We start from the raw sequence: 21417 nt of genomic DNA, 5'->3' as shown, positions 1-21417 counted from the left end.
CGGTCAGGCCGTCGCGTTGCGGTACTTGCGGACCGCGAGGGTGCGGAAGACCGCGATGATCAGTACGGACCAGATCAGCGAGGCCCAGACGGGGTGCTGCATGGGCCACGCCGACGAGTCGACCACGCCCGGGTTCCCGAAGAGCTCCCTGGAGGCCTGCACCGTGGCGCTGAAGGGGTTCCAGTCGGCGATGTGCCGCAGCCAGGGCGTCATCTGGCCGGAGTCCACGAAGGCGTTCGAGACAAACGTGACCGGAAAGAGCCAGATCAGGCCGCCCGACGTCGCCGCCTCGGGCGTGCGCACGGAAAGGCCGATCAGGGCACCGATCCAGGTGAACGCATAGCCGAGCAGGAGCAGCAGCGCGAAGGCGCCGAGCACTTCGCCCAGGCTGGTGTGGGTGCGCCAGCCGACGAGCAGCGCCACGACGGCCAGAACGAGCAGCGTCAGCGCGGTCTGCACAAGGTCGGCGAGCGTACGCCCGGTGAGGACCGCGCCGCGCGCCATCGGCAGTGAGCGGAAGCGGTCGATGAGGCCCTTGTGCATGTCGTCGGCGATGCCCGCGCCGGCGCCGGCCGTGGCGAAGGTGACGGTCTGGGCGAAGATGCCGGCCATCAGGAACTCGCGGTAGACGGCCGAGTCGGTGGTGCCGCCGACGTTCATGGAGCCGCCGAAGACATAGCTGAACAGCACCACGAACATGATCGGCTGGATCAGCCCGAAGATGATCATCTCCGGGATCCGGGTCATGCGGATCAGGTTTCTCCTGGCGACGACGAGGGAGTCCCGGACGGACTGCCCGACGCCGCCGACCCCCTTGGGCGCACCGACCGGCGCGACATCGGTTACGGCGGTCACTTCACGGCCTCCTTCTTGGCCTTGTCGGCCTTCTGCACCCTGCCCTGGGCGCCTTCTACGCCGTTGTCCGCCGTGGCGTCCTCGGCGGCGTGGCCGGTCAGTGAGATGAAGACGTCGTCGAGCGTGGGGCGGCGCAGCCCGATGTCGTCGATGGCGATGCCGCGGGTGTCGAGCTCGCGGATGATCTCGGCGAGCAGCTTGGCGCCGCCGGCGACCGGGACGGTCAGCTTGCGGGTGTGCCCCTCGACCGCGACGTCGCCCTTGCCGAAGCCCCGCAGCACCTCGGTGGCGGGCGTGATCTCCTCCGGCTCGTGCACGACGACCTCGACGCGCTCGCCGCCGGTCTGCGCCTTGAGCTGGTCGGCGGTGCCGCGGGCGATGACGCGGCCGTGGTCGACGACGCAGATGTCGTGCGCCAGATGGTCGGCCTCTTCGAGGTACTGCGTGGTGAGCAGCAGCGTCGTACCGCCCGAGACGAGCTCCTTGATGACCTCCCACAGTGCCTGCCGGTTGCGCGGGTCGAGGCCGGTCGTCGGCTCGTCCATGAACATCACCGGCGGGGAGACGACCAGCGCGGCCGCGAGGTCCAGGCGGCGGCGCATGCCTCCGGAGTACGTCTTGGCGGGGCGGTCGGCCGCGTCCGTCAGGTTGAACCGCTCCAGCAGCTCGGCAGCGCGCGCCTTGGCGGCCTTGGCCCTCATCTGGTAGAGCTGGCCGACCATCTGGAGGTTCTCACGGCCCGTCAGATACTCGTCTACGGCGGCGAACTGGCCGGACAGGCCGATGGAGCGCCGCACCTCGTTGGGATGCTTGAGGACGTCGATGCCCGCGACGACCGCCTTGCCGCTGTCGGGTTGCAACAGCGTCGTCAGACAGCGCACCGCGGTGGTCTTGCCCGCGCCGTTCGGCCCGAGCAGGCCCAGCACGGTTCCCTCCGGGACATCGAGGTCGACGCCGTCCAGAGCCCTTACGTCGCCGAAGGTCTTCACCAGGCCTTCGGCGTAGATGGCGCCTGGCATATGGGTTCCCCCAGGGGTGTGGGTGATTGTGCGGAAAGCTTAGGTTTGCCTGTAGGGCCTTCGCCGGTGGTTGAGGTGAGTCGCTGCGCCGGCGAGCGGAATCGCCCGGTGAGCGCGATGCCTCGTCCGGGTGTGCGAATGAACGAAGACAGAGACTAACGCGATACATCGCGTTGCTCAACGTGTTTTTCCAAGCCCGGGAAACCTTCGGCAACCGGGGCCGCCGCCGTCAACGGGTTTTCCCGGACGGCGCGCCCCTCACCCGCCGCCCGTCAGCCGATGACCTTGTACCCCGCGCGCCGCAGTGCCGCGCCCACCTCGGCGCAGTGCTCCGGCCCCTTGGTCTCCAGGTGCAGCTCGACCTCCGCCTCCGTGAGCCCGAGCCGGGGATCGGTCCGTACGTGACTCACGTCGAGGACGTTAGCGTCGACCACTGACAACACCCCCAGGAGCGTGGCCAGGGCACCGGGACGATCGGTCAGCCGCAGCCGCACGGCGAGGTAGCGGCCCGCCGCGGCCATGCCGTGCCGCAGGATGCGCTGCATCAGCAGCGGATCGACGTTGCCGCCCGACAGCAGCGCCACCACGGGCCCCTCGAACGTCTCCGGCCTGCTCAGGAGAGCCGCGACCGGGCTGGCGCCGGCCGGTTCGACGACCATCTTGGCCCGCTCCAGGCACAGCAGCAGCGCGCTGGACAGCTCGTCCTCGGAGACCGTGCGCACCTCGTCGACGTACTGCTCGATGATCTGGAACGGCACGTCGCCCGGCCGCCCCACCTTGATGCCGTCGGCCATCGTCGCCGGGTTCTCCACCGTCACCGGACGCCCGGCCGCGAGCGACAGCGGGTACGCGGCCGCTCCCGCCGCCTGCACGCCGACCACCTTCACCTCCGGGCGGAGCGTCTTCACGACGACCGCGATGCCCGCCGCGAGACCGCCGCCGCCGATGCCCACGACGATCGTCCGCACCTCGGGGCACTGCTCCAGGATCTCCAGGCCGACCGTGCCCTGCCCGGCGATGATGTCCGGGTGGTCGAAGGGATGGATGAACACGGCGCCCGTCTCGGCCGCGTACTCCTTCGCCGCGGCCAGCGAGTCGTCCACCACCTGCCCCTGCAGCCGCACCTCGGCGCCGTAGTCCCGCGTCGCCGCCACCTTCGGCAGCGGGGCGCCGACCGGCATGAAGACGGTCGAGTGCACCCCCAGCAGGGACGACGCGAGCGCGACGCCCTGCGCGTGGTTGCCGGCGCTCGCCGCGACGACCCCGGCCGCGCGCTCCTCCGGGAGCAGCCCCGCTATGCGCACGTAGGCGCCTCGCAGCTTGAACGAACCCGTGCGCTGCAGGTTCTCGCACTTGAGGTGGACCGGCGCGCCGACCAGGCCGGAGAGATGTCTACTCCCCTCCATCGGGGTCACCCGGGCTACGCCCGCGAGCATCTTCTGCGCGCCGCGGACGTCATCGAGGGTCACCGGCGGAAAGGAGTCAGCCGTGCTGTAGCTCATGTCCGTCAGTCTCGCAGCTGACGCCGGTCGCCTCCCAGCATGGACGGGTTTGGCCAGCGCCGGTACGGTCCGTGCCCCAGCCGCGTACTCTGTCCCCCAACCCACCACCCACGCACGAATTGAGCCCCGGCCATGCCCACAACACAGGACTTGTCGATGGACATGACGACCGCCTCAGACGCCGGTCTCCTCGACACGCTGCAGCACGAGGTCGCGGTGTTCGCACGCCGCGCCGAACAGACCCGGCTCGGCGGGGTCGGGCAGGTGCGCAACTCCATGGACCGCGCCGCGTATCTGCTGCTCAACCGCCTCGACAAAGAAGGCCCGATGGGCGTCAAGGCGCTCGCCGCCAGCATGGGCATCGACTCCTCCACGGTCACCCGGCAGGTGGCACCGCTCGTCGACACCGGGCTCGTCAAGCGCACGTCGCACCCCGAGGACGGGCGTGCCGTGGTGCTCCAGTTGTCGCCCCGCGGGCACGCCAGGCTCGACGAGGTCCGCTCCTCGCGGCGCGAGCTCATGGCCCAGCTGACGCAGGACTGGGCACCGGAGGAACGAGAGACGTTCTGCGCGCTCCTCACCCGCTTCAACACGGCGCTTTCGGCCCGTATGGGGGCCCAGCCGGGGGCACCCGGGGAACCTCCGGCGGGCTCCTGAGACGAACGCAACCGGATCGGCCCCGGCCGCAGCGCGGAACCGGCTACCGGCCACCGGTCGGCAGCCGCGTACGTGCTGAAGGGGGCGTGCCGGTACGTGTCGGGACCGGTACGTACCGGGATGTGGGCCCGCAGGGGATGAAGCAACGGTCCGGTGCCGAGATGGGGAAACGATTCGGCACCGGACCGGGGACGTCCGCCCCGGATCCCTCCCGCGGGTCCGTCCCGGATCCCTCCCGCGGGTCCGTCCCGGATCCCTCCCGCGGATCCATCCCGGATCCATCCCGGATCCATCCCGCGGGTCCATCCCGGCACGGCCCCGGCCCGCCCCGGGCAGAAGGCACAGGTTCCCGCCCCCCGGCTGCCGCCGTGCCCTTGACCAGTGGAGGCTGTTGGCCTCATATGAGACTGGTCCCGTCCGCACGGGCGGGACGGCGCGAACCGACGGGCGCTGCCCGTCGGGCGGCTGTAGGGGATCCCTCCAGGCGGGAGGCGCGGTTGCGAGGACGACAGGCGTCCCAGGACGCCCGGCGGGCCCGTGAGTTCGAGGCTTTCGTCGCGGGCGCGGCAGGGCGGCTGCTGCATGCCGCCACGCTGCTCACGGCCGAGCCGCGGGACGACAACCCGCGCGCGCGGAGCCTGTTGACCGCATCCCTCGCGTACACCTACGCCACCTGGGACCGGCTGCGCGGCGAGGATCCGTACGACCGCGCCCGTCAGCAGCTCGCAGTCCGCTTCGCGCGCGGGGCCTGGCACCGGCACCGCGGCCGAGGCGGACTGCTGGAGCGGCTCGCGTCCCAAGAGCGGCTGATCCTCGTGCTGCGGATGTACGAGGGCGTGGCCGAGGAGCAGACGGCGGCGCTCCTCGGGCTGCCCGTGGAGCGCGTACGGGCGATCTGCGCGCGGGCGATGTCGCTGGTGCTGCATCCCCCGCGCGGGCCGGCGCCGAAGATCATCCGGGCGGGGAAGGCCGCCGATGCGGGCGCGTGCTCCCCAGCCGGCGCCGGCGCCGCAGCGGGCGGGGACGCCCAAGCGGGCGGCGCAGGCGCCGATGCGGAAACCCGAGCGAGCGCCGGGTCCAGGACGCGTGCCGCCATGAGCGGGGCCGACAGAGCTGACCGGGCCGACCGGGCCGACCGGGCCGACCGGAGGGAGCCGACCCCCTCATGAACCAGTCGAGCCGCAAGGAGGCGGCGGTGCGGAAGCTCCTGGAGGCCTCGCCGCCTCCCGTACCGCACGACCTGTACACGGAAGCGGTGCGCCGCGGCGGCCGGATGCTGCGGCGCAGGGCGGCGGCCCGCCGCGTCATGTGGTTCGTGCTGTTCGCGGCCGCGGTGGCCTTCGTGGTGTGGGCCTCGACGGCCCAGCCCTGGGTGGAGCCGCCGTCGGAGACGACTCCACCGCTCTCGGGCTGGTAGCGCCCGGCGCCCGCAAGCGGCACGGTAAGGCGCCCCCACCCGGGATGACCGGGTCTACCCCAGGGCCTGCTGCAGATCCGCGAGCAGATCGTCGGCGGACTCGATGCCCACCGACAGCCGTACGAGATCGGCCGGCACCTCGAGGGCCGAGCCGGCAGCCGACGCGTGCGTCATACGGCCGGGGTGTTCGATCAGCGACTCGACGCCGCCGAGGGACTCGCCCAGCGTGAACAGCTTCGCGCGGTTGCAGACCTCGACGGCCGCCTCCTCGCCGCCCTCGACCTGGAAGGAGACCATGCCGCCGAAGGCCCGCATCTGCTTGGCGGCGACCTCGTGACCGGGGTGCTCGGGAAGGCCCGGGTACAGAACGCGCGTCACGCGCGCGTGCCGCGTCAGCATCTCCGCGATCCGGCCGGCGTTCTCGCTGTGCCGGTCCATGCGCACGCCGAGGGTCTTGATGCCGCGCAGCACCAGCCAGGAGTCGAAGGGCCCGGCGACCGCGCCCATCGCGTTCTGGTGGTACGCCAACTCGTCGCCGAGAGCCGTGTCGCCCACGACGAGGGCGCCGCCCACGACGTCCGAGTGGCCGCCCATGTACTTGGTGAGCGAGTGCACGACGACATCCGCGCCCAGTGCGAGCGGCTGCTGCAGATAGGGCGTGGCGAAGGTGTTGTCGACGACCAGCCGGGCGCCCGCGGACCGGGCGACGTCCGCGACCGCGGCGATGTCGGTGATGCCGAGCAGCGGGTTGGAGGGCGTCTCGACCCAGATGACCTTCGTACGAGGCGTGATCGCGGCCTGCACCTGCGCCGGGTCGGAGGTGTCCGCCACCGACCATTCGACGCCCCAGCGCGAGACGACCTTGGCGAAGAGGCGGAACGTGCCGCCGTACGCGTCGTTGGGGATGACCACGTGGTCGCCGGGGGTCAGCAGCGTACGCAGCAGGCAGTCCTCGGCGGCCAGCCCGGACGCGAACGCAAGCCCGCGGCTGCCGCCCTCGACGGCGGCGAGGTTCTCCTCGAGGGCGGTCCGGGTGGGGTTCGCGCTGCGGCTGTACTCGTAGCCGCCGCGCAGTCCGCCGACGCCGTCCTGCTTGTAGGTGGACACCTGGTAGATCGGCGGGACGACCGCGCCGGTGAGGGGATCCGCGGTGTTGCCCGCGTGGATCGCCACGGTCTCGAAACTGTGACTGCTGTGCCTGTCGCTCATGGGCACCGAGGGTAGTGCGGGAGGGAGGATTCCGACGTCCTGGCCGGTCCGGCACGACGGTGTCCTGGCCGGTCCCGCACGACGAGGGTGCGACTCGTTGGCCAATTGTCGTACCCGTCTGGTTCGCTTGGAGGCATGGAGATTCTCTGGGCCCTCTTCGCGCTGCTCATGATCGGGTTCATCGTCGGGCCGATCATGTACCGCAGGCGCGGCGTGATCCGTCAGGTCGCACCCGGCTCGCCGGACGCCGCGGACCCGGCGAACTACGGCTTCGTACGCCAGGAGCTGCTGGACGTCCGCATGCCGGGCTCCGACCAGGACCTGCTGGAGGTGCTGGACCTGGTGCAGCGCACGCAGGACTGGCGTGCCGCGTCGCAGCTGCTCGCGGGCACAGAGACAGACGGCGAGGTGCGCTGGCAGCGGGTGCAGGCCTTCGCGGGCGCTGCCTCTCTGGAGCTGCAGCAGCGGCCGGGCGGTGTCAGCGAGCAGCCCGGCGGGCAGTGGCTGCGGGTGTGGCGGGCCGAGGCGCCCAAGGACGCGGGCGGCGCCGCGGTGCACGCCGAGTTCCTGGTGCAGCAGGCCTGGCGCACGGCCGCCTCCGGTACGGAGGAGTTCCGGATCATCCTGGAGGAGGCGCGCAAGGCGTGCGCGGAGGCTGCCCTGCTCGCCCCCGGTGACCCGATTCCGTACATCATCGAACTCTCGATCGCCCGCGGGCTGGCGTATCCGCAGCAGGAGTTCGAGCAGCTCTGGCTGAAGATCCTGGACCGTGCGCCGTCCCACATGGGGGCGCATCTCGCGGCTCTGCACTACTGGTGCGAGAAGTGGCACGGCTCGCGTGACCTCGCGTACTCCTTCGCGGAGGCCGCGGCGTCCCGCGCCCCGAGCGGCTCGCTGCTCGCGTCCCTGCCGCTCTTCGCGGTGTTCGAGCACCTGCCCGAGGTGAATCTCGTGCGCGGCTTCTACGAGAGCGAGGTCGTGACCAAGGCCGTCCACGGCGCGCTCTTCGCGGTGCACGCGGCCCGCCCGGACGACCCGATGCTGGCGCACGTCCGCCATCTGCTGCTCTTCTTCCTGGTCCGCTCCGAGCGCTGGGCGGAGGCCATGAACCAGTTGGTGCACATCGACGGCCACGTGGGCGCCCTGCCCTGGACGCTCTCCTCCGACCCGGCCGCGGACTACGCGGTGTACCGCGCGCTGGCGGTGGCGGGGTACGAGGCGAACGGGGGCAGCCCGGCGACACTGCCGCACTGACGCCGGGACGGGCTCGGGCTCCTCGCATACGCGTAGGGCCCGAACGCTCGTCAAAGGCGCACACAGACCGAACACCTTTGCGGCACCGCCCGCCGGTAGGGCATACTCCGGTTCCCCCCACACCACCTTTGACGTGCCCTTTTCCGTGGGGGGAAGTGCCCGATGGGCCCAACTCTGCGCGCTCTGCGCGCCCTTGTCCTGCTCGCAGGCTTCCAGTTGCTCAGCCTCGTCCTGCTCGCCGTGCTGCTCGCCGCCGACTGGGCGGCCCTTGTGTGGGCTCCTGCGAGCATCACGCTCAAGGTCTGGATCGTCTCGGCGGTGCTCGCCATTCCCGTCGTCCGAGGCATGTTCATGCTCCGGACGCCGAAGGACGAGGGGCAGCCCGGGGTCCGGCTGAGCGAGTCCGCGGAGCCCCGCCTGTGGGCCCTCGTACGCGGTCTCGCGGACGCCGCCGGCACCCGCGCGCCCGACGAGATCGTGCTCACCGGGGACGTCAACGCGGCGGTCAGCGAACGGGCCCGCCTCCTCGGACTGCTGCCCGGCCCACGCCGCCTCTACCTCGGCCTGCCCCTGCTCACCGGCCTGAGCGAGGCCCAGCTGAAGGCCGTCATCGCCCATGAGTACGGCCACTTCACCGGTGGCGACACCCGGCTCGCCGCCCTGGTGGTACGCGGCCGCGTGCAGATCACCCGTACCATCGCGCACTTCCACGAGAAGGCCGACAGCAAGGTCGCCAAGGAGCGCGCACGCCAGGAGAAGTCCGCCGCCAAGCGCCTCGCCAAGGGCAAGTCGGCGAAGGAGATCAACACGGCGGGCGCCGGTGTCACCTACCGGATGATGGCCGCCGTCTACACCGCGTACGGCAAGCTCGCCCTGCGCGCCACGCTCTCCACCGCCCGCGCCCAGGAGTACGCGGCCGACGTGACCGCCGCCCGGATCGCGGGGCGGGACGCCACCGCCGCCGCGCTGCGCGACATCCCCGCGCTGAGCGCCGCCCACGAGTTCTACCTGGAGTCGTACGCGACGCTCGGCCTGCCCGCCCGGACCCTGCCGCCCCGTGGCGAGTTCTTCGGGGGCTTCGCCCGGATGCTCACCGCCCGCGAACTCGAACTGGCCGGTATGCGGACCGACCTCCCGACCGAGCCCAGCTCCCCGTACGACTCGCACCCGCCCATCGCCGAGCGCGTCGGGCGGATCGAGGCTCTGCCGGACGACGGCCGCGCCCATGAGGACAAGGGCTCCGCGCTGGCTCTGCTCACCGACCCGGGAACCTCCGCCACGGCCCTCGAACAGGCCGTGCTCACCGACGAGGTTCTCGCCTTCGCCCACGCCGCCGACTGGCAGGACCTGCTCGACAAGGCGATGGCCGCCCGCCTCGCCGGCCTCGACACCCCGCTGCACCGCGCCCTGGCCCTGTACACCAAAGCGCCGGCCACTCTCTGGTCGCTGCTCCAGGTGATCGACGACGGCCAGGTGTGGCAGCTGGCCAAGCGGCTGCCTCTCTCCGACGAGGCCGCGTCGGCGACGGGCCGCGCGTTCCGGGAGTTCGTCCGCCCGCTCCTGATGAAGTCCCTGGAGACCATGGTCCTCGCCGAGCTCAGCGCACGCGGGCTGCTGCGCTGGGAGTTCTCCTGGGCCGAGGCCGCAACCGTCCACCTGCCCGGATCGGACGTGGACGGCGGCACCGGCGTGGACGGCGCCGGAACCGACGCCGCGCACAGGTTCACGGCCGCCGTGGCCGCCGCCCTCGCCGACCACCCCGACACCGCGCCCCTGCGCGCACTCACTCCCCCCGCCCCGCACGAAACGGACACCCTCCGATGACCGTACTGCTGTGGATCCTCGCCGTCCTCGCCGTTCCCACCCTGATCTTCGCGCTGTGGATGGCCGGGGTCTTCCTCAAGGAGTTCTTCAAGCCCGGCGACGGCGGTTCCGAGGCCGCCGAGAAGCTCGGTCTGCTGCCCGCAGAGCGGCAGAACACCGACCTGGCCGCCCCGCTGCCCGCCGGCTGGGAAGCCGCCCTGAGCGCGGCACGCGGCGGCGACTGGAAGCCCGCGGCCGCGCTCCTCGAGTACATCGGCCGCGACTGGGAGCACCGCTCCTACGCCACCTCCCTGCTGGGCGACATCGCGGCCGAAGAGGACGCCTGGCTGCTCGCCTGGGAGGCGGCCCGGCCCGACGACCCGGACGCGGCGCTGATCAGGGCCCGCAGCACGGTCGACCTCGCCTGGAACCTGCGCGGCGCGGCACTGGCCAAGCACACGACGAGGGAGCAGGCCGAGGGCTTCCACCGGGCGCTGGCGCGCTCCGGCGAGGAGATCGCGCGGGCCGCGGCGCTGAACCCGTACGACCCCACTCCGTTCATCACCGAGATCTGGGTCGCGCTCGGCCTCGGCTACCCGCACTCCGAGATGGACAAGCTGTGGGCCGAGATCACCGCCCGCGCCCCGTACCACTACGAGGCCCACTACTCGGCGCTGCAGTACTGGTGCGCGAAGTGGCGGGGCTCGAAGGAGCTCGCGACCGCGTTCGCCGAGCGCGCGGCGGCCACGGCACCACTGGGCAGCCTGCTCACCGCTTTCCCCCTCATCGCCCACTTCGAGCACGACGAGTCCAGCGACAGCACCGCCGACCGCACCCCCGAGATGGTGGCCCGCGTGGACGCCGCTCTCGCCGACGCGGCCGCGGCCGACCCGGCACATCCGCGACTGCCCGAGCTGCGGCACCTCCTCGCCTACTACCTGGCACTCCAGGACCGGGACGAGGCGGCGATCGAGCAGTTCAAGCTCGTCGACGGATACGTGGACGCCCTGCCCTGGACCTACCAGGGGGACGGGCCCGACGTGGCCGCGTACTACTGCCGCATCCGCAACGCGTCGGCGGAGGCGGCGGCAGCCCAGGCCCAGCCTTCCTGAATCCACGGGCGCGCGACTGCGAGCGCACCCGACCGACGGAATGCGGGCGGCACCATGGACGTTGTCCGTGGTACCGCCCGCACCCCCAGGATTCGACAGGGAGACGAGACCCCATGCTCTTCGGCCGCACGCCCCAGCTGCCCACCCCCGAGCAGGCGCTCAAGGGCCGGGCCACGCCCACGTACGAGCTCCCCGCCCGCCACACGGTCCTGGCCAACCCGCTGCTCGGCCCGTACCCCGAGGGCCTGGAGGTCGCCGACTTCGGCCTGGGCTGCTTCTGGGGTGCCGAGCGCAAGTTCTGGCAGACGGACGGCGTCTGGACGACCCTGGTCGGCTACCAGGGCGGCATCACTCCGAACCCCACGTACGAGGAGGTCTGCTCAGGCCTGACGGGCCACACGGAGGCGGTCCGCGTCGTCTTCGACCCCGAGAAGGTCTCGTACGAGCAGCTGCTCAAGATCTTCTGGGAGTCCCACGACCCCACGCAGGGCTTCCGCCAGGGCAACGACGTGGGCACCCAGTACCGCTCCGCGATCTACACCCACACCCCGGCCCAGGCCGCGGCGGCCGAGTCCTCCCGCGACTCGTACCAGAAGGTCCTGACAGGCTCGGGCTACGGCACGATCACCACGGAGATCCTTCCGGCGGAGGGCCGGACGTTCTACGCGGCGGAGGGATATCACCAGCAGTACCTCGACAAGAACCCGGCGGGGTACTGCGGGATCGGTGGGACGGGCGTGTCCTGCCCGGTGGGCGTCGCGCCCGCCCCGGAAGTCACGGACAAATAAGTCGTTCCAGGCGCCGGCCTGCCACCGCGTCGCCCGCCGCAGGGGCGGCCGACACGAAGCGCGCCTCCTGGGTCGATCCAAGTCACTCCGACGGGCAGCTCCTGCCTTGTCGGCAGCGCCGCTCCGGCCAGCACCCGAGGGTGTCCCCTCAGACCGGTCTGGGCGGTCGCTGTATCGCGTCTCCCTCACTCGTTCGAGCGGTGGGACAACTCGTGCTCGATACGCTGCCGCATGGGATCAGGATTACGCCCATGGGAGCAGCCATGACCACCCCCGCCGCTGGGCGACCGCTCATCCCCCAGCCTCCTGCCACGGTTGCCGCACTGCGGCAGGCCATCAGTCAGATCGCGCCTGCCGCCCTACCAGCCTTCACCCGGGAGTTGGACCAGGCGGCCGACCAGACTCGGCAGGGCTCCGATCTGGCGCCTCTCCAGCGTTTCATCGCCCAGTGGGCCGTCTATGTGCACATCCAGCGCCAGCCCGTCCTCGCAGCAGATCTCCGCCGCTGGGAAGACACGGCCGAGTCGGGCGATGCCGCCCAGGCACGGCAGGCTGCCGCTGAGATCGGTCGGATCCTGGACGAGGCCCACGCGGCCATCGGCCTCCCGGCCCAGTGAAGCACGGACTGGCGCTGGGAATACGACCCCGACCACGACCACGTGTCAGGTGTTGTAGGCCGCCTCCTGGATCCCGTACAGGTCTGCGTACCGGCCCCCGTCGACAGCGCTGAGCTCGGCGTGGGTGCCGGACTCGACCAGGCGGCCCCCGTCGAGGACGAGGATCAGGTCCGCGCCGGTCACCGTGGAGAAGCGGTGCGAGACGATCACGGTGATGGCCCCGGTCTGCTCGGCCAGTCGGCGTGCCCGTGCCATCTGCCGCTCGAAGATGGCGTGTTCGCTGGGGGCGTCGAGCGATGCGGTGGGCTCGTCGAGTACGAAGAGCAGGGGATCGTCCCGCATCACCGAACGGGCGAGGGCGACCCGCTGCCACTGGCCCTCGGAGAGGTCGACGCCGCCGAGTTCGCGGCCCAGCTGGGTGTCCAGGCCCTGGGGCAGCCGCTCCACGAGAGTCGAGGCGTCGGCGTCCCGTACCGCGCGGGTGATGCGTTCGCGGTCGGTCAGGTGCGGCAGGTCGCCGAGGCCGACGCCCTCGGCGAAGGTGGTCTCCAGGCGTCCGAAGTCCTGGAAGGCGGCGCTGATGCGGGAGCGCCACTGCGCGGTGTCCAGGTCGGCGAGGTCCACGCCGTCGACGGTGATGCGGCCCGTGTCCGGCCGGTAGAACTTGGCGAGCAGCTTCACCAGGGTGGTCTTACCCGACCCGTACTCGCCGACGATCGCGACCACGGTCCCGGCCGGGATGTGGATGCTCACGTCGTCGAGGGCGAGGCGGTCCGTGCCGGGGTAGCGGTAGGAGATGTGGTCGAAGGCGATGCCCTTGTCCAGGTGGGCGGGGGCGAGGGCGGTGCCCCTCTCGCGGGCCGTCTCGGCGTCGGCGTACTCCCGCAGCCAGAAGTACGACTCGAGGGCCGTCCGCGTGCCGAGCGTGTTCGCCGTGGAGCCGACCACCGCCTGCACGGTCTGCCGCAGGCCGGAAGCGACGGTGACCGCCATCACCACGTCGCCCGCCGTGGCGTGGCCGTGCGCCGCTCCGTACACGACCAGCGCGAGCCCCCCGACGAAGCCGCAGGCGAACACCACCCAGCCGCAGAACTTCCACCACGCGGCACGCACCCGCGCCTGGTAGCGCAGGTGTGCCGCCTCGTCCCAGGCCACCGCCTGCCTGCGGGCGATCTCCTCGCCGGCGCCCGCAACGCGGATGTCCTTGCCGCTGTCGGCGCGGGTGCCGAGCTGGAAGAGGTGGCGCTGCAGCCGGAACACCTCGGCGGTGCCGGTCTCGGCCTCCACCACCGCCTGCTTGCCGCGGTGGTCGAACCACAGCGGGAGCGCGGCGAACGGCAGGAGGAACAGCAGCCAGGGGCTCACGGTGCCCAGGATGACAAGGGTCGCGCCCAGTTTCAGTGCGGCGTGGACGGCCAGAACTGTGTCCCACAGGCTGGTGCACAGCTGCCAGGTGTTGTTGCGTGCTCCCTCCAGCCGGTCCAGGAAGTCGGTGCGCTCCAGGTGGTCGAGCCCCTCGATTCCGGCGATCCAGCCGTAGATCCGCGGACGCAGCTCCAGGTCGGTCTCGTCCGCCAGCAGAAGGAACAGGTCCACGATCGTCGCCTGGAACACCGCGGTCGCGCCGTGGGAGAGAGCCACCCCGCAGGCCCCCACAACGGCCGTGCCCAGCGCTCCGTGGACGCTGCCGTCGATCACCGCGCGCAGCGACAGGGCGATCCCAGCGGCGGCAGCGATGCTCAGGGCGCAGAGACCGAAGAGCGCGGCCGTGGCGCCCGGGGCCCGCCGCCAGCAGATCCTCAGCATCTCAGCCCACAGGTCCAGGTAGCGCCTCACAGCAGTTCGCCCTCCTCGATCGCGTCCTGGTAGCCCTGCTGGAAGCGCTCCGCCTGGATCGCGAACAGCTTCGCGTAGCCGCCGTCCAGCGCGATCAGCTCCTCGTGGGTGCCCGACTCGGTGATCCGACCACCGTCGAGGAGCACGATCCGGTCGGCCTGACGCACCGTCGACAGGCGGTGCGAGATCAGTACGACACCGGCCTCGGCGCGCTGTTCGGCGAGACGCTGGAAGACCTCGAACTCGGTGCGGACATCGAGGTGGGCGGTCGGTTCGTCGAGTACGAGGAGCTCCGCGCCCGTACGCAGGGCGTACAGCGCGCGGGTCAGTACGACCTGCTGCCACTGGCCGCCGGAGAGGTCAACGCCGCCGGTGCGCGAGCGTGCCAGCGGCGTCTCCCAGCCGTCGGGGAGGCGGTCGAGGACCGGTCCCAGGCCGGCGTCCCGGGCCGCCGCCTCCAGCACGGCCTTGTCCGGTGTGACACCGGGGCGGCCGAGTGTCACGTTGTCGGCGGCAGAGAGCTCGTACTTGACGAAGTCCTGGAAGACGACGGAGATCCGCTCCCGCCATGCCTGCACCCCGAGCTCGGACATCTCCTGGCCGTCGCCGACGAGGATGCGCCCGCTGGTCGGCTCGTACAGTCCGGCGAGCAGTTTGATCAGGGTGGACTTGCCCGCGCCGTTGAGCCCGACGATTGCGAGCAGCTCGCCGGGGCGGATCTCCAGGTCGAGTCCGTCGAGTACGGCGCGGGTCGTCCCCGGGTAGGTGAAGCCGACGTCCTCGAAACGGACCAGGCTCGACGAGCGGGTATCAGTAACAGGCGGTGATGCGGGATGCCCGGTCTCCTTCGTGAGGAGCTCGGCCAACTCGTCGTACGCCTTGAGGGCTTCAAGCCCCGACAGCCGCGTGAGGACGGTGTATCCCAGGTCGATCATCATGAACAGCGACGCCCCCGCCGTCAGCGCCGCGGTCGCTGTCGCGACCGAGCCGTGCCCGTGCACGGTGAGCGCCGCCACCGCCGTGAACGCGATCAGCAGAGGTGGCACCACCAGCAGAGGGGACCGCAACTGGCCGCGGAGATTGCGCTTCCACACGGCGAACTGGGGCGCGGTGCGGGCCACGTGCTGCTGGTGGAGCCTGCGCACCGCCCAGTCGGCGAGGCCGAAGACCCGCAGGTCCTTGCCCACGCCCGCCGATGCCAGGGTCTCCTCCCAGCGCTCGACCCGTACCATCACGTCGAGTTGGGACCGCCACAGCTCGATGAATTCCATCCGCCCCCGGTAGCGCAGCCGCGCGTTGAGGAACGCGGGGATCACCAGCAACGGCACCAGCCACCAGGCGAACTGGGCGACCACCACGCAGGCGGCGGCCACTCCCACGGCATCCGCCACCTGGTCGAGCTGCGCCAGCGCGGCCTGCCCGGGCGTGCGCTGCGAGAACTCGTCGGGGTCCGCCTTGGCCTGCCGGATCAGGCGCTGCGCCTCGGGCTGCTCGAGGAGGTCGATGGTCGGGCTGCTCGCCGCCAGGCGGGTCACCTTCGCGCGGTGCGCCCCGTCGATCCGCTGCTGCACCAGGTAGGCCAGGGGCTCCGTCACGGCCTCCGCGGCGTGCCCCACGAGCAGCACCACGCCGAACCCCGCCAACGGCAGCAGCGCCGCGCCGATCTCCCCAGTGCTGCCGAGCGCCGTCACCCGGCTCACCAGCAGTGCCAGCACCGTGGCGGTGGCCGCCGGAATGAGCCTCTCAGCCAGCCGGATCACGGCGATGACGACCGCGGTTCCCTTTCCGGCGGACCACAGCAACCGAAGCAGACGGAGCGTGTCCCCCACAGCAGGATCCCTTCGTACTGACTGACACGAATTCGCCGTGCTGCCTGGCGCCGTCGCGATCTCCGTAATCCTGCACATTGCATCCAGCGCGTACAGAGCCCGTCAAGGTGCCTCATTTCCCCGAAAGTTTCGGCACAAGGCCGAGCGGTGCCCCTCCCCCACGTTCTCCGGGGGGACGGGCACCGCTCGGGCTTCTCTTGGTCCGATCTTGGTTCGGCCTCGGTCGGCCGCGGTCGGCCTCGGTCGGCCTCGGTCGGCCTCAGTCGGCCTCAGTACGGCGAGGGCCCGTACCCCGCCATGGAGGCAGGGCCGTAACCGGCCATGGAGGGCGCATAGGCCGACATGGTCGGGGCGAGTTGCACTCCCGGGGTCAGGCCGAGGGCGACCAGGGCGTCCGGGAGGCCGCGGCCCGTGCGGGCGCCCTCCAGGGTGCCGGGGGCGGCCAGGGGGCGGCAGCTCGACGCGATGATGTCGAAGAGGTGCTGGACCCGGACTGGTCCGCGCGGCGGCAGGTCGCCGCGGAAGTCCTCGTGGTGGGCGAGTACGAGGGCGGCGAGGCCTGCGACGTGGGCGGAGGCGGTGCTGGTGCCGTCCAGTGCCGCGTATCCGCCGTGCGGCGAGCACGACAGGACCGCCACGCCGGGGGCGGCCACGTCGACCTCGGGGCCGAAGCAGCTGAAGCGCGCGGCGAACAGGCCTTCGGGGGTCAGGGGCGGGCCGGCGTGGGTGGCCTGTGAGGTGTCGGGCGGGTAGGAGCCGAAGGCGCCCAGCGCGCCGACGGTGAAGACGGTGGGCAGCGAGCCCGGGAAGGCGACCGGTCCTGCCGTGTCGCCCGCCGGGGCGATGCACGCGATCCCCGCGGCATGGGCATCGGCGAGTTTGCGCGAGACCAGTGCCGACGGGTACGGGGTGGCCACGGCGATGTGGGCGATGTCGACCTCGTTCTCGATGCAGTAGTCGAGCGCTGCGATCAGGTCGCTGAAGGAGCCGCCGGGCAGCACCTGGCAGGCCTCGATCTCGGCGTCGACGGCGATGCCGATGACGCCCGTGCCGCTGTCCGCGGCGGCGATGATGCCCGCCGCATGGGTGCCGGTGCCCACCTTGTCGTGGGCCCAGCCCCGTTCCGTACCGCCCACGATGTCCGCCCCGGAGCGCACCCGGTCCTTGAGGTCGATGTGGTCCGTGGCGATGCCCGAGCCGATGTTCGCGATCTTGATGCCGAAGGCGCGGAAGGTGGGCGGCAGCCGGTCCAGCCGCATGGCCTGCTGGCCCCATCCGTACTGCTGCCGTTCGTCGAGACCCGGGTACACCTTCGCCAGCGGCGTGAGGGTGACCAGGTTCTCCTCGGTGACCGACAGGTCCGGGCGGTTGATCCAGCGGTCGACGTAGCCGCCGGCGGGCCGGACGTACAGGGCCTGGATGGACTGCGGGGTCTCCGTGGCCAGCACGATGGTGGCCGTTCCGTCGTCGCCGGTGATGCCCTGGACCGGCCACGACGATCCGATCAGGAACACCCCTGCCCCGGCCAGCGGTTCGCCGTCCGGGCCGCAGACGCGCAGCGAGATCTCCACCGCGTGTTCCAGCGGTACGACCATCCCCGGGTCGCTGAGCGGGAGGACGCCCGCGGTCGCCGTGGGGGCCGGACCGGTGCCTCCCAGGAGCAGATCGGGCTCTACGTGGATGTGTACCGACCGCATCGCCGGCACCTGGTCCGCGGCTGCTTCGACCACCGCGATCTCGGGACAGTTGGGGCGGAGCCCGGACCCCTCGAGTTTCGCCGACGGCTGGAGTCTGCGGACCACCTTGACCTCGGGCATCCGCTCCAGCCGCTCGCAGACCGCGTCCATGCTGAGCTCGGCAACCGCGGGCGGGAGCATGTACTGGGGCAGCGGCGTCACCAGGTACCGCTCGCGTCGCGGTCGTACGGAGACCGGTGACCTGGCGCCCTTCTTGCCGGGCTCCTCCTCCTTGCCGGCGCGCCCGGATCCGGCCGCCCCCTCACCCCCGGACTCCTTGTCACTGCCGTTTTCGGGCCTGTTCTTGACCATCACGTCCACCTTCACCACGCCTCTGTCGTTCCCTGTGCTCCTGATCCGGCGTTCCCTGTGCTCCCGATCCGCGAGCGGGCGGCCCGTGCTCCCACGGTGACGACTCGTGCTCCCACATGGCCCGTGCTCCCACGGTGATGCGGTGTGCCCGGAAACCTCCGGACACACCGCACACTGCCGCCCAGGCGTCAGCCGATGCCGAACGGCTGCTGCGTCATCTGGCCGAAGCCGAAGCCGGGCTGCTGGTACTGCTGGTACGGCTGCTGGCCGAACCCGCCGCCCCACTGCTGACCCATGCCCTGCTGGCCGGTCCCGCCGCCCCACTGCTGGCCCATGCCCTGCTGGGGCTGCTGCGACTGCTGGAGCAGCGACACGATCGCCGTCGGCAGCGCCTGCTGCACGGACTGCTCAACGGCGTGCCGGATGCCGCTGTGCAGCGAGCGGTGCAGCGCGACCGCCAGGTACGGGTGCGCCTGCTGGGCGAGGCCGGGCTGCTGCTGGAGCTGCTGCTGGATCTGCTGGATCTGCTGGAACGTCTGCTGTACTCGCTGCGCGACCTGCTGCGCAGCCTGCTGACAGGCCTGCTGGACTGCCTGCTGAACCGCCTGCGCGATCTGCTGCTGGCCGCCCATTTGCTGGCCGAACTGCTGCTGCTGCAGGGGCTGAGTACCGGTCATTACGGACATGAATCCTCCGCGGGATGAATGTGATTGAAAATCCAACGCAGAAAAAGACCACGGGCATAAGAGCACGGGCGCAAGGCCACGGGCATACGACCAGAGGCAAGCGCCCAAGCCCGGGGTAATTCGTCGGATTCTCGGGGCATTTGAACGGTAGATCGAGTCCGCCTGCGCCGCAATCGGGCAGACCAGCCGGGACACCGGGAAAAGGCCACCCGTCCGGATCACCGCCACATCCGCCGAACGCGTCACGAGTGGTACCGGGCCAGAGCTTTTCGATCTACACCTGGAGTTCGCTCACTCGAAACAACTTCGACGGACCCGAAAAGGATCACGCCGATTCCACGGGCCAGAAAGGGCTGTCTTTACTTCCGCCGCCTCGAAACCAGTTCCATCAGCTCGAAAGCTTCCGTCGCCGCTTCGACCTGCTCGAACGCACCATTCGGGCTTCCACTTGGCGGTCGGCCCTCCAGCCTCCCGAACTGGGCCGACTGGCTCGCGCGAGGTTCATACGGACTGGCTCTCCCACCACCCGTCCGGCGGCGTCCGCCCCGACTCCCGGGCAGGCCCTCAAGGCCACTAATTCTCGGTTCGCACATGAATACGTGGATCACTGGAGCGATCACGAGAATCGCGATGACGGCGCGAGGGGGACGGACATGCCGGGATTCCGGCCAGGATTACAGGATTCCGGGATCGAGGGACTGCCTCGCTGATTGCAGGAACGCCTCGGTTGCGGAATTGATCAGTTCAGGATTGGACCAGTTGCGGGGTGGGGCCATTGCGGGACTGGATCATTGCGGGACTAGATCATTTGCGGGATTGGATGACGCGTCAGCCGTTTCGGACTCCGTTTTCCCGTCCGTTTCCGGCGACGGCGAATTCCACCTGATACCTGATCCCTGAGCCCGCCCGCACAACTTCCCAGGTCGGACCGGTGCAGCGCGGTGGGGCGGACCGACCAGAGACACGGTCAGGTCGGCGCGGGCGGCCTCAGTCGGGGTACGGCGGTACGGCGTCAGTCGGCGCTTCCGCTGCCGTACGGGCGCGTCAGTATCTCCATGTTGTGCCCGTTGGGATCGTCGAAGTACGTGCCACGGCCGCCGTCGTTCGTGTTGATCTCGCTGACACGGCGGTGGTACGGGTCCGCCCAGTACGTGAGTCCCGCGGCGCGGATGCGGGCGAAGATGGCGTCGAAGTCGTCCTCGGAGACCAGGAACGCGTAGTGCTGCGGGACGATCTCGCCCTCGGTCTCCATGTAGTCCAGCGTGACGCCGTTGTGCGTGCTGACCGGGATGAACGGGCCGAACGGCGCGCTCGGCTCCAGTCCCAGGAGGTCGGCGAGGAACTGCGCCGACGCCTTCTTGTCGTGCGCGGCGACGATGGTGTGGTTCAGCTCTACGGACATCGTGCAGGCCTCCCCGGGTGTCGTGCGGTGACCTTCACCTTCGGCACCTCCCACGCTAGGCAGCGGCCACCGGGCGCGGCATCCGTCGATCGGCCGAGTTCCGGTCCGCCGCTCGCCCTCGGCCCCAGGCCGTAGGGGGCACCCCCGGGCAAGGGCGCCCCCTAGGCCCTGTCGGCCTATGGCTCAGCTCGTGGCCCGGCTCAGATCGTGGCCGTGTCGATCACGAAGCGGTACCGCACATCGCTCGCCAGCACCCGCTCGTACGCCTCGTTGATCTGGTCGGCGCGGATCAGCTCGATCTCTGCGCCGAGGCCGTGCTCGGCGCAGAAGTCCAGCATCTCCTGGGTCTCGGCAATGCCGCCGATCATCGAGCCGGCGAGCGTCTTGTTGCCGCCGATCAGCGAGAAGAGGTTGAGCGCGATCGGCTCCTCGGGGGCGCCGACGTTCACCAGGGCGCCGCCGGTCTTCAGCAGGCTCAGGTACGCGCCGAAGTCGAGCGGGGCCGACACCGTGGAGAGGATCAGGTCGAAGGTGCCCGCCAGGTCCTTGAAGGTCGCCTCGTCGCTGGTCGCGTAGTAGTGGTCGGCGCCCAGCTTCAGGCCGTCGTCCTTCTTGCGCAGCGACTGGGAGAGGACGGTGACCTCGGCGCCCAGGGCGTGCGCGATCTTGACGGCCATGTGGCCGAGGCCACCAAGGCCGATCACGGCGACCTTCTTGCCAGGGGCCGCGCCCCAGTGCTTGAGCGGTGAGTACGTGGTGATGCCCGCGCACAGCAGCGGCGCGGCCACGTCGAGGGAGAGGCCGTCGGGGATGCGGACGGTGAAGTTCTCGTCGACGACGATCTTGTGCGAGTAGCCGCCGTAGGTGGGCTCGCCGTCCTTGCCGATGGCGTTGTACGTGCCGACGCCGCCGCCAGTGCAGTGCTGCTCCTGTCCGGCCTTGCAGTTCTCGCACTCGCGGCAGGAGTCGACCAGGCAGCCGACGCCGACCCGGTCGCCGACCTTGAACTTCGTCACGCCGGGGCCGACCTCGGCGACGACGCCCGCGATCTCGTGGCCGGGCACCATCGGGAAGATCGCCTTGCCCCAGCCCTCGCGGACCTGGTGGATGTCCGAGTGACAGATGCCGGCGAACTTGATGTCGATCAGGACGTCGAACTCGCCGACCGGACGGCGCTCGATGGTGGTGCGCTCCAGCGGGGCCTTGGGCGCGGGCGCGGCGTATGCGGAAACGGCGGAAGGGGTGGTCATGCCGGGTCTCCTCGGAGGGGGTACCGTGCCCGGCTGCCTTCTTGTCCGGCTTCTCGTCCGGGCACGACGGCAATCCTGCCCGAATGCCCCGAGGCCGCCCAGACCACAGCTCTGCCTATGACCAGCGGTCCTA

General features: G+C 70.9%; 18 protein-coding genes and 1 pseudogene. 9 read left to right on the top strand and 10 right to left on the bottom strand.

Annotated elements, in window-relative coordinates:
* Positions 1-3: 3 nt before the first annotated feature.
* The 3 genes from ACSMXV_RS26345 to ilvA all read right to left on the bottom strand — a co-directional run bounded on the left by ACSMXV_RS26345 (position 4) and on the right by ilvA (position 3376).
* Entirely contained in the window at positions 4-855 is an 852-nt protein-coding gene (locus ACSMXV_RS26345) for an ABC transporter permease (RefSeq protein ID WP_473173703.1), read from the bottom strand.
* Complete coding sequence (locus ACSMXV_RS26340; RefSeq protein ID WP_473173702.1) at positions 852-1874, bottom strand: ATP-binding cassette domain-containing protein; 1023 nt, start codon at positions 1872-1874, stop codon at positions 852-854. Before ACSMXV_RS26340 ends, ACSMXV_RS26345 begins: the two co-directional genes overlap by 4 nt.
* 272 nt (positions 1875-2146) lie before the next feature.
* Positions 2147-3376 (bottom strand): threonine ammonia-lyase, encoded by a 1230-nt coding sequence (gene ilvA / locus ACSMXV_RS26335; RefSeq protein WP_473173701.1) that lies wholly within the window; start codon positions 3374-3376, stop codon positions 2147-2149.
* 156 nt (positions 3377-3532) lie between these two features.
* Between ilvA and ACSMXV_RS26330 the strand changes: the two genes are divergently transcribed.
* From ACSMXV_RS26330 to ACSMXV_RS26320, 3 genes and pseudogenes are all read left to right on the top strand, one after another.
* Positions 3533-4033: a MarR family winged helix-turn-helix transcriptional regulator gene (locus ACSMXV_RS26330; RefSeq protein WP_181660063.1), complete on the top strand. Its 501-nt coding sequence runs from the start codon at positions 3533-3535 to the stop codon at positions 4031-4033.
* 497 nt (positions 4034-4530) lie between these two features.
* A pseudogene (locus ACSMXV_RS26325) lies at positions 4531-4995 on the top strand (sigma factor-like helix-turn-helix DNA-binding protein); the annotation flags it as partial.
* Between the two features lie 203 nt (positions 4996-5198).
* On the top strand, positions 5199-5450 hold the full coding sequence (locus ACSMXV_RS26320; protein WP_473173700.1) for a hypothetical protein: 252 nt from the start codon (positions 5199-5201) through the stop codon (positions 5448-5450).
* A gap of 54 nt (positions 5451-5504) precedes the next feature.
* Here ACSMXV_RS26320 and ACSMXV_RS26315 read toward each other — a convergent pair whose 3' ends face one another.
* Positions 5505-6659, bottom strand: coding sequence for a cystathionine gamma-synthase (locus tag ACSMXV_RS26315; protein WP_473173699.1), 1155 nt, complete (start codon positions 6657-6659; stop codon positions 5505-5507).
* Between the two features lie 135 nt (positions 6660-6794).
* Between ACSMXV_RS26315 and ACSMXV_RS26310 the strand changes: the two genes are divergently transcribed.
* The 5 genes from ACSMXV_RS26310 (at position 6795) to ACSMXV_RS26290 (ending at position 12233) form a co-directional block, all read left to right on the top strand.
* On the top strand, positions 6795-7913 hold the full coding sequence (locus tag ACSMXV_RS26310) for a hypothetical protein (RefSeq protein ID WP_473173698.1): 1119 nt from the start codon (positions 6795-6797) through the stop codon (positions 7911-7913).
* 162 nt (positions 7914-8075) lie between these two features.
* A complete protein-coding gene (locus tag ACSMXV_RS26305) occupies positions 8076-9737 on the top strand; it encodes a M48 family metalloprotease (protein ID WP_473173697.1) in 1662 nt (553 codons plus the stop codon).
* Positions 9734-10828, top strand: a complete 1095-nt coding sequence (locus ACSMXV_RS26300) for a hypothetical protein (protein ID WP_473173696.1) — start codon at positions 9734-9736, stop codon at positions 10826-10828. Before ACSMXV_RS26305 ends, ACSMXV_RS26300 begins: the two co-directional genes overlap by 4 nt.
* A 113-nt stretch (positions 10829-10941) precedes the next feature.
* Positions 10942-11616, top strand: a complete 675-nt coding sequence (gene msrA / locus ACSMXV_RS26295; protein ID WP_473173695.1) for a peptide-methionine (S)-S-oxide reductase MsrA — start codon at positions 10942-10944, stop codon at positions 11614-11616.
* A 263-nt stretch (positions 11617-11879) separates the two neighbouring features.
* Positions 11880-12233 carry a DUF6247 family protein gene (locus ACSMXV_RS26290; RefSeq protein WP_473173694.1) on the top strand — a complete coding sequence of 118 codons (354 nt, stop codon included), beginning with the start codon at positions 11880-11882 and terminating at the stop codon, positions 12231-12233.
* Between the two features lie 45 nt (positions 12234-12278).
* On the opposite strand, the gene ACSMXV_RS26285 is transcribed toward ACSMXV_RS26290, so the two are convergent.
* From ACSMXV_RS26285 to ACSMXV_RS26270, 4 genes are all read right to left on the bottom strand, one after another.
* A complete protein-coding gene (locus ACSMXV_RS26285; protein ID WP_473173693.1) occupies positions 12279-14069 on the bottom strand; it encodes an ABC transporter ATP-binding protein in 1791 nt (596 codons plus the stop codon).
* Positions 14066-15898, bottom strand: coding sequence for an ABC transporter ATP-binding protein (locus ACSMXV_RS26280; RefSeq protein ID WP_473173692.1), 1833 nt, complete (start codon positions 15896-15898; stop codon positions 14066-14068). The genes ACSMXV_RS26285 and ACSMXV_RS26280 overlap by 4 nt, the downstream gene beginning before the upstream one ends.
* A 269-nt stretch (positions 15899-16167) precedes the next feature.
* Positions 16168-17946 (bottom strand): S8 family serine peptidase, encoded by a 1779-nt coding sequence (locus tag ACSMXV_RS26275; protein WP_473173691.1) that lies wholly within the window; start codon positions 17944-17946, stop codon positions 16168-16170.
* Between the two features lie 188 nt (positions 17947-18134).
* On the bottom strand, positions 18135-18347 hold the full coding sequence (locus ACSMXV_RS26270; RefSeq protein WP_473173690.1) for a hypothetical protein: 213 nt from the start codon (positions 18345-18347) through the stop codon (positions 18135-18137).
* A 15-nt stretch (positions 18348-18362) separates the two neighbouring features.
* Here ACSMXV_RS26270 and ACSMXV_RS26265 point away from each other — a divergent pair, with 15 nt between their 5' ends.
* The gene (locus ACSMXV_RS26265) at positions 18363-18650 is read left to right on the top strand and encodes a hypothetical protein (protein WP_473173689.1); all 288 of its coding nucleotides are present in this window, start codon (positions 18363-18365) and stop codon (positions 18648-18650) included.
* Positions 18651-19644: 994 nt separating this feature from the next.
* Here ACSMXV_RS26265 and ACSMXV_RS26260 read toward each other — a convergent pair.
* Entirely contained in the window at positions 19645-20034 is a 390-nt protein-coding gene (locus ACSMXV_RS26260) for a VOC family protein (protein WP_473173688.1), read from the bottom strand.
* A gap of 200 nt (positions 20035-20234) precedes the next feature.
* A complete protein-coding gene (locus ACSMXV_RS26255) occupies positions 20235-21284 on the bottom strand; it encodes an NAD(P)-dependent alcohol dehydrogenase (protein ID WP_473173687.1) in 1050 nt (349 codons plus the stop codon).
* Positions 21285-21417 lie beyond the last annotated feature (133 nt).

The organism is Streptomyces sp. DSM 42067 (assembly GCF_055792885.1).
Note: the sequence above shows the minus strand (reverse complement) of the source record. Positions and strands in the feature narration are given on the sequence as shown.

Coding starts and splice junctions, on each gene's coding strand:
- ACSMXV_RS26340 (WP_473173702.1), bottom strand. CDS start 1,874: ATGCCAGGCGCCATCTACGCCGAAGGCCTGGTGAAGACCTTCGGCGAC.
- ACSMXV_RS26315 (WP_473173699.1), bottom strand. CDS start 6,659: ATGAGCGACAGGCACAGCAGTCACAGTTTCGAGACCGTGGCGATCCAC.
- ACSMXV_RS26260 (WP_473173688.1), bottom strand. CDS start 20,034: ATGTCCGTAGAGCTGAACCACACCATCGTCGCCGCGCACGACAAGAAG.
- ACSMXV_RS26275 (WP_473173691.1), bottom strand. CDS start 17,946: ATGGTCAAGAACAGGCCCGAAAACGGCAGTGACAAGGAGTCCGGGGGT.
- msrA (WP_473173695.1), top strand. CDS start 10,942: ATGCTCTTCGGCCGCACGCCCCAGCTGCCCACCCCCGAGCAGGCGCTC.
- ACSMXV_RS26305 (WP_473173697.1), top strand. CDS start 8,076: ATGGGCCCAACTCTGCGCGCTCTGCGCGCCCTTGTCCTGCTCGCAGGC.
- ACSMXV_RS26310 (WP_473173698.1), top strand. CDS start 6,795: ATGGAGATTCTCTGGGCCCTCTTCGCGCTGCTCATGATCGGGTTCATC.
- ACSMXV_RS26320 (WP_473173700.1), top strand. CDS start 5,199: ATGAACCAGTCGAGCCGCAAGGAGGCGGCGGTGCGGAAGCTCCTGGAG.
- ilvA (WP_473173701.1), bottom strand. CDS start 3,376: ATGAGCTACAGCACGGCTGACTCCTTTCCGCCGGTGACCCTCGATGAC.
- ACSMXV_RS26300 (WP_473173696.1), top strand. CDS start 9,734: ATGACCGTACTGCTGTGGATCCTCGCCGTCCTCGCCGTTCCCACCCTG.
- ACSMXV_RS26330 (WP_181660063.1), top strand. CDS start 3,533: ATGGACATGACGACCGCCTCAGACGCCGGTCTCCTCGACACGCTGCAG.
- ACSMXV_RS26255 (WP_473173687.1), bottom strand. CDS start 21,284: ATGACCACCCCTTCCGCCGTTTCCGCATACGCCGCGCCCGCGCCCAAG.
- ACSMXV_RS26290 (WP_473173694.1), top strand. CDS start 11,880: ATGACCACCCCCGCCGCTGGGCGACCGCTCATCCCCCAGCCTCCTGCC.